The sequence below is a fragment of the Desulfosarcina alkanivorans genome (assembly GCF_009688945.1).
GTDB classification, from domain to species: domain Bacteria; phylum Desulfobacterota; class Desulfobacteria; order Desulfobacterales; family Desulfosarcinaceae; genus Desulfosarcina; species Desulfosarcina alkanivorans.
Window position 1 is genome coordinate 5,104,346 of sequence record NZ_AP021874.1, and the last position, 11,409, is coordinate 5,115,754.

General features: G+C 58.4%; 11 protein-coding genes. 8 read left to right on the plus strand and 3 right to left on the minus strand.

The genetic code is table 11. The annotated features are described in order from the left end of the window. Positions 1 to 12 precede the first annotated feature (12 nt). Both DSCA_RS22395 and DSCA_RS22400 read right to left on the minus strand, forming a co-directional pair. Complete coding sequence (locus tag DSCA_RS22395) at positions 13 to 804, minus strand: epoxyqueuosine reductase (RefSeq protein ID WP_155318562.1); 792 nt, start codon at positions 802 to 804, stop codon at positions 13 to 15. Further along, complete coding sequence (locus DSCA_RS22400) at positions 801 to 1,475, minus strand: GntR family transcriptional regulator (protein ID WP_155318563.1); 675 nt, start codon at positions 1,473 to 1,475, stop codon at positions 801 to 803. The genes DSCA_RS22395 and DSCA_RS22400 overlap by 4 nt, the downstream gene beginning before the upstream one ends. Positions 1,476 to 1,649: 174 nt before the next feature. Here DSCA_RS22400 and DSCA_RS22405 point away from each other — a divergent pair, with 174 nt between their 5' ends. Together DSCA_RS22405 and DSCA_RS22410 are read left to right on the plus strand one after the other, a co-directional pair. Then, positions 1,650 to 3,104, plus strand: coding sequence for a trimethylamine methyltransferase family protein (locus DSCA_RS22405; protein ID WP_155318564.1), 1,455 nt, complete (start codon positions 1,650 to 1,652; stop codon positions 3,102 to 3,104). Between the two features lie 395 nt (positions 3,105 to 3,499). Beyond that, positions 3,500 to 4,744, plus strand: a complete 1,245-nt coding sequence (locus tag DSCA_RS22410; protein ID WP_155318565.1) for a trans-sulfuration enzyme family protein — start codon at positions 3,500 to 3,502, stop codon at positions 4,742 to 4,744. 128 nt (positions 4,745 to 4,872) lie between these two features. Here DSCA_RS22410 and DSCA_RS22415 read toward each other — a convergent pair whose 3' ends face one another. Beyond that, positions 4,873 to 5,610, minus strand: coding sequence for a FadR/GntR family transcriptional regulator (locus DSCA_RS22415; protein ID WP_167527916.1), 738 nt, complete (start codon positions 5,608 to 5,610; stop codon positions 4,873 to 4,875). A gap of 516 nt (positions 5,611 to 6,126) precedes the next feature. Between DSCA_RS22415 and DSCA_RS22420 the strand changes: the two genes are divergently transcribed. From DSCA_RS22420 to DSCA_RS22445, 6 genes are read left to right on the plus strand one after another with little or no spacing between them, the layout of a single operon-like run. After that, positions 6,127 to 7,350, plus strand: coding sequence for an ABC transporter substrate-binding protein (locus tag DSCA_RS22420; protein ID WP_155318567.1), 1,224 nt, complete (start codon positions 6,127 to 6,129; stop codon positions 7,348 to 7,350). A gap of 10 nt (positions 7,351 to 7,360) precedes the next feature. Continuing rightward, on the plus strand, positions 7,361 to 8,257 hold the full coding sequence (locus tag DSCA_RS22425; protein ID WP_155318568.1) for a branched-chain amino acid ABC transporter permease: 897 nt from the start codon (positions 7,361 to 7,363) through the stop codon (positions 8,255 to 8,257). 9 nt (positions 8,258 to 8,266) lie between these two features. Next, the gene (locus tag DSCA_RS22430) at positions 8,267 to 9,214 is read left to right on the plus strand and encodes a branched-chain amino acid ABC transporter permease (RefSeq protein ID WP_197904647.1); all 948 of its coding nucleotides are present in this window, start codon (positions 8,267 to 8,269) and stop codon (positions 9,212 to 9,214) included. Then, complete coding sequence (locus DSCA_RS22435; RefSeq protein ID WP_155318569.1) at positions 9,215 to 9,964, plus strand: ABC transporter ATP-binding protein; 750 nt, start codon at positions 9,215 to 9,217, stop codon at positions 9,962 to 9,964. After that, positions 9,952 to 10,647: an ABC transporter ATP-binding protein gene (locus tag DSCA_RS22440; protein ID WP_155318570.1), complete on the plus strand. Its 696-nt coding sequence runs from the start codon at positions 9,952 to 9,954 to the stop codon at positions 10,645 to 10,647. Before DSCA_RS22435 ends, DSCA_RS22440 begins: the two co-directional genes overlap by 13 nt. Before the next feature lie 24 nt (positions 10,648 to 10,671). Further along, on the plus strand, positions 10,672 to 11,388 hold the full coding sequence (locus DSCA_RS22445) for a (Fe-S)-binding protein (RefSeq protein ID WP_155318571.1): 717 nt from the start codon (positions 10,672 to 10,674) through the stop codon (positions 11,386 to 11,388). The last annotated feature ends 21 nt before the right edge of the window (positions 11,389 to 11,409 follow it).

An 11,409-nucleotide genomic window follows, 5' to 3' on the forward strand; every position in this document is an offset into this window, starting at 1 on the left:
ATCCCGGTCCGTTCATTTGGGTACGGATTGCTTCCGGGAGGCGCGGGCCACGGGGTCGATGAAGGAGCAGGGCACGGTGGCGGCGCACTTGCCGCACACATCCGCCAGCCCAAGGTGTTCATGGCGGCGTGCATTTTCCAGCAGCCGGTCGTAGCAGGCGTGGCGGCGAAAGGGGGCCTCTCCGAGCGCCTCGGCCGGGCAGCGGTTTTCGCATTTCCGGCAGGACCCGTCGTATTTGAAGAGGCAGCGTTCCCGGTCGGTTCGCTGCGTCGGCGCGATGCGGGCATCGGTGACCACGCTTCCCAACCGTCCACAGCAGCCCTTGTCCGTAATGAGCATGTGGTGGTGCCCGAAACTGCCGATACCGGCAATATAGGCCACGTGCTTGTGGGACCAGTCGCTCATGAGCTGTTCTTCGTCAAAATTGTGGGTGGCGGGCAGGCGGGTGCCCCGATATCCCGCCAGCTCCAGAAGGGTGTTCATGCGGTCGTTGATGCTGGCAATCAGCCGGTTGGTCTCGATATAGGCGACGGCCCAAGCCTCGGAACTGAACGCGCCGCGGTGGTTGGACCGCGCGATGGCCGGATCGAAGGGGAGAAAGTAGGCGATCACCGTCCGGGCGCCCGGTAAAAGATCCCCGGGCAGGGCATGAGAGGGGCGGATCGCTTCGGGCAACTCGTCGAAGAGCGGATCCCCGGCATCGGCAAACCCCACCAGCGGTGTTTGCCAGGCCGATGCGATGCCGGCCTGCCGGTTGGCTTCATCCACCGCCGCTTCAATGGCCGCGACGATTCCTTTCCTCATGATCCCGTCCCCACGTGCCAATGGGCTGCCTCTTCTTGCATGATCCTGTCCATGATGGCTTTTCGGCTGTTGCGGACCTCTTCAACGATCGCCTTTCTGGCTCCGGCCACATCGTTGGCTGCCAGCCGGTCGATCAGCAGCCTGTGGATGTCTTCCAGATGTTTACCCGCCTTGCGGATCACCATGAAACGGGCCAGCCGCTCGTGGAGGCCCCGCAGGGCCAGGGCCAGTTCCTGGTTGCCGGATGCCTGGGCCAGCAGGTAGTGGAAACGCATGTTTTCATCGGTGTAGCGGGTATAGGCCCGGTCGTCGTCTCCGGTATATCCGGCATGGACTTTTCTAAGGGCCTCCAGTTCGCCTGCTGATATGGCCGCGGCGGCCCGTTCGACGGCGGCCACCTCCAGAATTTCCCTCAGTTCCAGCATGTCCCGCAGTTCCTTGAGGGTGACCTGGGTGATAAAATAACCGGAGCGGGGCTTGATGGTGATCAGGCCCTCCTGGCTGAGCATCTGCAGCGCATCGCGCACCGGCGTCACACTGGTGCCGAACCGGGCCGTCAGGTCATTGATGGCCAGCCGTTCACCGGCCTTGCGATGGCCCAGAATAATTTCACTTCGCAGGGTCGTGTATATCTGGTTTTTGGATGCCCGCGCGGTTTTTTTGGGTGACATCAATGGCTCCTCGGCAAGCTGTTCCCGAAAGATGGTTTTGCTGTCGCATGGTAATGGATCTTTTTAATACCAGTACGGGAAAAAGGTGCAACAATAAAATTGACTTTTGGTTCCCCATAAAATAAAAATTGATATAAGAATAATAATTATTGATATATCAAAATGAGGTGAGCAATGATACCAACCCACGAAAACCGTATGGCCAGTGCCCACTATTCCCGCATGGGGCACCAGGAGTGCGACCGCATCCACATGGCTACGCTGGAAATACTGGAACGGACCGGCGTGGATGTCCACGATGAAAAAGCGCGCCGGATCCTGGTGGCCGGCGGCGCCTCGGTCGACGGCATCCGCATCCGCATCCCCGAAACCATGGTGACCCGGGCCCTGAACCTGGCGCCCCGCCGGCTGACCCTGTACGACCGCAACAAAAAACCCGCCATCCGGGCCTGGGGCCACAATACCTATTACGGCGGGGGCTCGGACTGCCTGACCGTTCTGGATCACCGGACGGGTGAACGCCGCGACCCGCTGCTCGACGACGTGGTCGCCGCGGCCCGGGTGATGGATTCGCTGCCCGAGATCGATTTTGTCATGTCCCTGTTCCTGCCCAAGGATGTGGACCAGCGCATTTACGACCGCTATCAGATGGAGGTGATGCTCAACCACACGACCAAACCGATCGTGTTCGTCTCCCCGGATTTCGAGGGGTGCGTGGCGGCGGTGGAGATGTGCGAGGCCGTGGCCGGCGGTGCCGGCGCCTTCCGGCGCCATCCCTTCGCCACCTGCTACATCAACGTGACATCCGGGCTGGTCGCCAACGAAGAGGCGTTGCAGAAGTGCATCTACCTGGCCGAAAAGGGCCTGCCCCAGCTGTGGATTCCCTTAAATGCCGGCGGAGTGAATTCACCGGCCACCATCGCCGGGTGCATGGCCTCCATGAACGCCGGCATCCTGCTGGGCGTGGTACTGTCCCAACTGGTTCGGGAAGGGGCGCCCATCGCCGTGCCGGGCTGGAACGGCGGACCCTACAACCTGAAGACCATGGTGGGCAACTACGTGCTGGCCGACGAGCAGGGCGTGCCCACCAGCATGGGCAAGCACTACGACCTGCCCGTATTCGGCCTGGGCGGCGCCACCGACGGCAAGGTCCTGGACCACCAGGCCGGCATGGAATGCACCATCAGCCTCATGACCGCCCTGCTCCACGGCGCCAATATCGTCCACGACGTGGGCTTCATGGATTCGGGCCTCCAGGGGTCCCTGCAACTCCAGGTGATGGCCAACGAGACCATCGGCTTCCTGCGGGCCGCCACCCGGGGCGTGGTGGTGGACGATGAAACCCTGGCCCTGGACGCCATCGACGAAGTGGGCCCCACGGGCAGCTTTCTGCAGCATGCCCACACCATGCGCCACTACAAGGAGCCCTTCTACTCGACGCTCTTCGACAAGGGGCCATACTCGCAGTGGGAAAAAAACGGACGCCTGACCCTGGAAGACAAAGCCGCCAAGGTGGTGGACGAGATTATCGAAAAACACACCGTCGCACCCCTGCCGGAAGATGTTCGGCAGAAGATCAAGGCGATTGTCAAGCGGGAGCAGGAGTGGATCGATCGTGCCCATCCATAAATGGTTATTTGGCCCGATATCTGCGTTATGCCAAAAATTTTATCCTCGGAATATCATCAATATGCCTGTGGTAAAATTTTTAGCATGCCTTGGTCTCGACCAAAATCTCTCATTTCTGAACAGACACGACAAGGAATAATCCCTTACGAATTCGATTTGGGAGCTATCTCAACGTTATACAATAATTGTGGTTATTAAGACTGATATGGAAAGTAGTATTGATAAGTAAGAACTCAGAATAATGACGTCGCCTTCGGTTCGGTAAAATTAAAATGCGTAGGAGCGAAGCGACAACAATGCTATTCTGAATGCTTGCGACTGGCTACTGGATTCTTGTTGTTTTTCATCGCAACTCATCTTTTCGATGTTTAGATGTTTAAAGGGAGGCCCTAATCATGTCCGATGACAATCATTTTTTTCTCAGGGATCCCTGGGTTTACGATAAGGATGCATCCCGGCCCGGGCGTGACGATGCCGGCCGCGGCTTCGATACCCGGTCACTGCATGCGGGCTTCGATCCCATGACGGACCAGGACAACTTCAGGTCCTTCACCCCGCCTTTGGTGCAGTCGGTCACCTTTCCCTACGAAACCTTTGACCGGATCCCCTGTCCGGTATACGGCCGCACCCGCACGCCCACCAACACGGTGCTGGAGGATCGCATCGCCTCCCTCGAAGGCGGCGAGGCCTGCCTGACGGCCGGCTCCGGCTCCCAGGCCCTGTTCAACCTGATTTTTACCATCGCCCGGCCCGGGGACAACGTGGTCACCTCCCTGAATGTCTTCGGCGAAGGCTACAAGCAGGCGGCCTCCATTTTCCCGGAACGCTGTCATGTCGACTTCCGTTTCGTGGCGGATCCGGCCGACCCGGCCGCCTGGGACGCGCAAATCGATGGTAAGACCAAGCTGGTGTGGGTGGAAACCCCCTCCAACCCCTGCCTGTTCGTCACCGACGTCCGGGCCGTTGCCGACGTGGCCCACAGCCGGGGGGTACCGCTGATGGTGGACAACACCACGGCCACGGCCGCCCTGCAGCGCCCCCTGGAACTGGGCGCGGACATCGTGCTGCTGTCCATCTCCAAGTTCATGTCCGGCAACGCCACCATCCTCGGCGGCGCCCTGGTGGGGCCGGAACCGCTGATGGAAGACATCCGCTGGAACACCACCGAATTCGTGGGGTCCATCATTCCGCCTGCCGAGGCCTGGAATACCCTGCAGTACCTGGAGACCCTCTCCATGCGCATGCAGCGGCACAGCGCCAATGCCCTGACCGTGGCCCGCTACCTGGACGACCACCCAAAGGTGGAACGGGTCAATTACTCGGGCCTGGACGGTCACCCCCAGCACGCCCTGGCCTGCCGGCAGATGTCCGGGCACAGCGGTCTGCTTTCCTTCGTGGCTCCCGGCGGCAAGGTCGGTGCGGCAACGGTCATGAACCACTTCAAACTGGTGGTTCACGCGGTGACCTTCGGCACCAGCCGCTCCATCTGCATGCACCCGCCCACCATCACCCACGAACACATGACCCCCGACGAGCGCCGGGCGGCCGGCATCGATGACGGCCTGATCCGGTTTTCCGTGGGGCTGGAAAACGCTGAAGACATCATCGCCGACCTGGATCAGGCATTGGCCAGGGTGTAGTTCTCGAATTAAAAAACCCTTCGGGTGCCACTTGCCAGGTACCTGAAGGATCTGTCGATTTTTAGTTTTCCAATTGCGATTGGCCGGCAAGCGAAACCAACACGTTCCAGGCGGTTGGCCGCTGATGCCTACCCGGATTGCCTGCGATCCTCATCGATCACCCGCAACCACTGGCGTTCCACCCAGGCCAGGTGGTTCTCCATGGCCCCGCCTGATCCCGGTACATCCCGGTCACGGATGGCCTCAAAAATGAGACGATGGTGGTCGACCACCACCGATAATTCTTCATATCCCCGGCCCAGACGCGTGTGCACCCGCTCCAGAAATTCATTGGAAATATCGAAGAGGTGCTGCATGATGTGCACCCTGAGAAAATTGCGGGTCGCCCTGGCGACGGCCATATGAAAATCGATGTCATCGGAGATGGAAAAGGCCCCCGTTTTCAAGTCATTTTCCATGTTTTTGATCGGGGCCAGGATGGCGGCGAGATCCTCGTCCGTCCGCCGCTGGGCGGCCAGTCGGGACGCGGCGATTTCAATGTCTTTTCTCATTTCATACAGATAGGGCAGCATGCCGCGGTCTTCTTGAAACACCCGGCAAAGCGGATCGGAAACCAGCGAAGAACCGATATTTTTCACAAACACGCCCTGGCGTTTCCGGATTTCCACGATGCCCAGCGCCTCTAAATGGTTCAGCGCTTCCCTTAAGGTGGGACGTCCCACACCCAGCAATTCCGCAAAAGCCCTTTCGGGCGGCAGTTGTTCGCCGGGCTGAAGTCGGCCTGTTTTTATCAGGGTTTTAACCTGGCCGACAATTTCGTCCGACATCTTTCTGGGTCGAATGCGCTGGTAATTATCTTTATTCATGGCGATCCCTGGTAATACCAATACTATCGTCAAGGTATATTTCATCTGTTTATATAAAGATTGTGAAAAGGGGTCAAGGGGCCTGGTCTTGACACAAAGAACCGGTTCTGATAGCCGTGGTATTACCATGGAGGCAGGATTATCCACCCGTAACCCGATTTGACGCCTCCGACACGCTTTGTCCCTTCGCGCATAAAACGTCAGCCATTTAATACCTTTTCCCCGTCATCGGCGGCGGCGGACATAGACTCGAAGAGAATTACGCCGGTCAGGCTTTTTTTATCGTCGTGACACACCGACCAGCCCAACGTGCAGGAATTAAGTGCGCCTATTCATAAATACGCTGGCATTCGATTGCTGCTGCATCACGGCTCGCGGTGTTGCTCGGCGTGTAAATAGGCTTTGGCTATTCACGCTTCTCGCGCCTTGCGATCCGGGTGCAGCAGCAATATCGGTACTTCTCCGTATTTACGAACAGGTGTACCAAGTGCCACCCAACCCAAGAAGGAGGGGATTATGAAAAAGCATTCGGTTTTCAGCATCGGTCTTTTGCTCATGATCATGGTTTGTCTGTTGGTGGTCGCACCTGCATCTCACGCGGCAAAAACACTAAAAATCGGAATCGTCGACTGCTATTCGGGCCCGGCCAGCACGTACACCAACGACGTACGCGACGCGTTCAACATGGAGGCGGAGAAAATCAATGCCGCTGGCGGGATATTGGGCCGCCAGGTCGAGGTCCTCACCCGGGACAGCAAATTCAAGGTCGATATCGGCCTGTCCGCCGCCAAAGAGTTGATCTACCGTGAGAATGTCGATGTCCTCATGGGGACGATCAACAGCGCCCTGGCCCTGGCGATCTCCGATATGTGCAAAAAAGAGAAGGTCCCTTTTTTCGCCACCTTTTCCAAAAGCGCGAAAATTACCGGGGCCAGGGGACACCGGTATGTTTTCTCGATCACGGAAAATACCGCCCTGGCCGGAAAAGCCGCGGCGGTTGGCCTGGCCAAAAAACCCTACATGAAATACTGGATCGCCGGTGATGATTATGAATACGGGCATGCCATTGCGGACGGTGTGTGGAACAACCTGAAAACGCTGAAACCCGGGGTCGAGCGCCTCGGTGAATCCTGGTGGAAAGTGGGAGAACCCGATTTCACCCCCTATATCACGGCGATTCTTTCCGCCAAACCCGATGCCGTCATCGTCGCTACCGGCGGCCGTGACTGTGTCCCCTTTCTCAAGGCCGCCAAAGCCACCGGTTTCAACGAGCGGGTTCCGTTTTTCATGCACACGGCCACCGAGCTCTCCACCCTTAAACCCCTGGGCCTCGAAGCCCCGGAAGGGGTTATCGGAACCTCCAATTACTTCTTTTATTATCCGGAAACGCCGGCCAACCGGGATTTCGTGAAGAATTTCGAAAACGCTTATCAACGCAAGCCCGCTGTCGGGGCCGTCTACGGTCTGCTCACCGCGCGGTATATTTTTGGTGCCTTCGAAAAAGCGGGGGCAATCGACACGGAAAAATTTATCGACAATGTCGAAGGAATGACCGTCGATAGCCCCATCGGCAAGGTGACCATGCGCGCCTTCGATCATCAGGCCATGCTGCCCATGTACATGGGGGTGACCCGAAAAAAGGCCGGATACGATTTCCTGGTTGCCGACGAGATCATGACCATACCGGGCGACGCGGTCATGCCTTCGATTGAAGAGATCAAAAAGGCCAGAAAGCAATAGCGTTATAGCCATGGAATTGACCGCGAACATAACCCTGGCCGCTCTGCTGCAGCAGGTCCTGGTCGGTCTGAGCCGCACCACGATCCTCTTTATCGTGGCCTCGGGCCTCAGTCTCGTGCTGGGCGTCCTTCGAATCCCGAACGTGGCCCACGGCTCCCTGTACATGACCGGCGCCTTTGTGACCTATACCGTGGCCACGCTGTTCGGCCAGAGTTCCGTTGGGTTCTGGCTGGCTCTGGTCGTCGCCCCGGTGGTGGTCGCCGGGGTAAGTTTTCTGGTGGAGCGGGCGGTGTTCTGTCACCTTTATGAACGTGAGCACATGATGCTCCTGCTGTTCACCTTTGCCTTCTCGCTGGTGATCGGGGATCTGGTCAAGCTGGTCTGGGGATCGGATTACCGCAGCCTGATCGCCCCGCCATTTCTGCAGGGATCATTTTCGGTCTCCGGCTTTCCTTTCCCGCGCTACAACATGTTCCTGCTGATTGTCGGGCCCCTGGTGGCAGCCGGCCTGTGGTTTCTGACCAACCGCACCAAAATCGGAAAAATCGCACGCGCCGCCGCCGTTGACCGGGAGATGGTAGGGGCCATCGGCATCAATGTCAGCTGGGTGTTTGCCGCGGTATTCGTTATCGGCTGCTATCTGGCGGGACTGGGGGGGGCGCTGGTGGCCCCCACCCAGAACATCACCCAGGGCATGGATCACGCCATCATCATCGAGGCCTTTCTGATCGTCATCATCGGGGGGCTCGGCAACATCTGGGGGGCGCTTCTCGGAGCGCTGATTTTCGGCCTGACCGATTCGATCGGGATTCTGATATGGCCCCAGTTTGCCATCGTCTTTCCCTACGTGGCCGTGGTTACCGTACTGCTTTTTCGGCCGAAAGGACTGCTCAAATCAACCTGGTAGAGGGGATCCTTGTATAAAGCCCTGTTCGACATGAAGACAACCTTCATCGGCCTGGTCCTGCTGGCGTTACTCCTGATGCTGCCCCAGTTCCTGCCGCGGTTTTACGTTTACCTGTCGGCGCTGATTTTTGCGATCGCGCTGCTGGCGACCAGCCTCAACCTGGTGCTTGGCTTCGGCGGCATGTACCAGTTTCATCATGCGGTTTTTTACGGATTCGGCGCCTATGCCTTTGCCCTGTTTGCCACCAAATCCGGCCTGCCCCTGTGGCTGGGCTATGCCATCGCCCCGTTTTTTTCGGCTGCCCTGGGGCTGGTGCTGGGGCTGATCACCGTGCGGTTGAACCAGCTTTATTTCGGCATGCTGCAGATTTCACTCGGTTCCCTGGTGTGGGCCATTACCTATCGCTGGTATTCCTTTACCGGCGGGGATGACGGCATTCACGGGATCCCCCTGCCGGACCTGGTCGGATCGTCTGTCGGGGCATACTATTTCAACCTGACCGTCGCCGCGGTCTGCCTGCTGTTGATGTATGCCATCGTCCATTCTCCCTTCGGCCGGGTTTTTCAGGGAATCCGCGACAATCCCGAACGGTGCCGGGCCATCGGGGTCAATGTCCAGCGGCAGCAGCTGGTCGGCCAGACGATCGCCGCATTTTTCGCGGGGGTGGCCGGCACGCTCTTTGTGACCGTCGAAGGATCCGTGTTTCCGGACCTGATGTTCTGGACCCTTTCCCTGGAGATCCTGATCATGTGCCTGCTGGGCGGCTGGTTTATCTTTCTGGGCCCCGCGCTGGGCGCCGCCATAATCATCTGCCTGAGAACGTTCGCAGGGATTTACACGGAATACTGGACCCTGATACTGGGCCTCGTTTTAATGCTGCTCATCTTTTTCCTGCCCGAGGGTGTCCTCGGCCTGTTTCTCCATAAAGCCGGTCCGGCCGCAAGAAGGGAGCGGTAGATGCTGCAGGTCGAAGCCTTAGAGAAATCCTTTGATGGATTCATGGCGGTCAACGGCGCCACGCTCAAGGTCGAAAGGGGTGATGTGGTTGCCGTGATCGGGCCCAACGGCGCCGGCAAAACCACCCTGTTCAACCTGATCACCGGCCAGCTGCCGCCCACCGCCGGAGCCATCTGGTTCAAAAAAGAGAATATCGCCGGCCTGGCGCCCCATCGTGTTTGCCGCAAAGGGATCAGCCGGTCCTATCAGGTGGTCAATATTTTCAACCGCTTGACCCTGTTTGAAAATGTGCAGGTCGCCGTTTTGTCCCGCCGCAGGAAAACCTTCGACCTGTTCAGACCGGCCAAAACCATCGCCGTCGACGAAACCCGGCGTATCCTCGACAGTGTGGGTCTGCTCGACAAATGGGCAATGACCAGCGGCGCCCTGTCCCACGGCGATCAGAAAGTCCTCGAGATCGCCATTGCCCTTGGCAACCGCCCCGAGCTGCTGATCCTCGACGAGCCCACCGCCGGCATGTCACCGGAAGAAACGGCGGTGACGCTCCGGCTGATGAAACGGTTGTCCGGAGAACTGGGGCTGACGATCCTCTTTTGCGAGCACGACATGGGCATGGTGTTCTCCATCGCCACCCAGATCATGGTCATGCAGCAAGGACGTACGATCATCCAGGGGCCGCCGGATGAGGTCCGCAACAACCAGCAGGTTCGTGACGCCTACCTCGGGGGGGCAGACGAATGCTCCGCGTAGAAAACATCCATACCTATTACCATCTGAGCCACATCCTTTTTGACGTCTCCCTCGAAGTGGACCAGGGGGAAATCGTCTGCCTTCTGGGGCGCAACGGGGCGGGCAAAAGTACCACCATGAAAAGCATTATGGGCTTAACGCCCCCTAAAAAAGGATCTATCGAATTCAAAGGCATGGTCTGTACCGGCCAGAAGCCCTACCTGATGGCGCGCATGGGAATCGGCTTCGTTCCCGATGACCGGCGTGTTTTCGCCGACCTTACCGTCGGCGAAAATCTTGACATCTCCGAGCGGAACATCCAGGAAGGCGGGTGGGACAAGGACCGGGTGTATGATTTTTTTCCGGCGTTAGGAAAGATCGACGGCCGGCGGGCCGGTTTTCTCAGTGGCGGTGAACAGCAGATGCTGACCATCGCCCGGGCGCTGATGACCAACCCGGATTTCATTTTGCTCGACGAGCCGACCGAAGGATTGGCCCCCCTGATCGTGAACATGCTGGAATCGCAAATCGCCCGCCTCAAGGAGAGCGGTCTCACCGTTCTTCTGGCGGAGCAGAACCTCGAGGTGGCCCTGCGGCTCAGCGACCGCGGCTACATCATTGACAACGGAGCCATCCGGTATCAAGGGACGAGCGATGATCTGAGATGCAATGAAGCGGTTCGGGACAAATATCTGTGTGTCTGAATTTATTATCTGGAAGTCTATCCCATGCGCGTAACCCTGTTTGTGCAGTGCCTGGTGGACAGTCTCTACCCTGAAGTGGGCGAGGCCATGGTTGCCCTGTTCAACCGGCTCGGCATTTCGGTAAGGGTCCCCACGAACCAGACCTGCTGCGGACAGCCGGCCTTCAATGCCGGGCATCGCAAGGCGGCCGGAAGGGCGGCCAAACGATTTATAACCATTTTCGAGGACGCCGAGGTGATCGTGTGTCCCTCCGGTTCCTGCGTCGCCATGGTCAGGCACCACTATCCGGAACTGTTTGCAAACGATCAAAAATGGCTGGGCCGGGCCGCAGAGGTCGGCCGCAAAACCTTTGAACTCAGCCAGTACCTGGTGGATGTCCTCGGGATCGACGATGTGGGAGCCTGCTACCCCGGCAAGGTGACCTATCACGATTCCTGTCACCTCTTAAGGGGACTGGGGGTGGCCGAACAGCCGCGACGCCTGATACGAAACATCAGGCGTTCGGAACTGGTGGAGATGAACGCGTCCGACCGTTGCTGCGGTTTCGGGGGCACCTTCGCCGTCAACTATCCGGACATATCGGTGGCCATGGTCGACGAAAAAATAAGCAACATCATCGCCTCCGGTGCCGATACCGTTACCGGCTGCGATATCAGCTGCCTGATGAACATTCAGGGAAGACTGAGCCGCATCGGGTCGCCGGTAAAAACCCTGCACCTGGCACAACTGCTGGCCGGTTGACAAGGGGCCGCCCTTGACCGG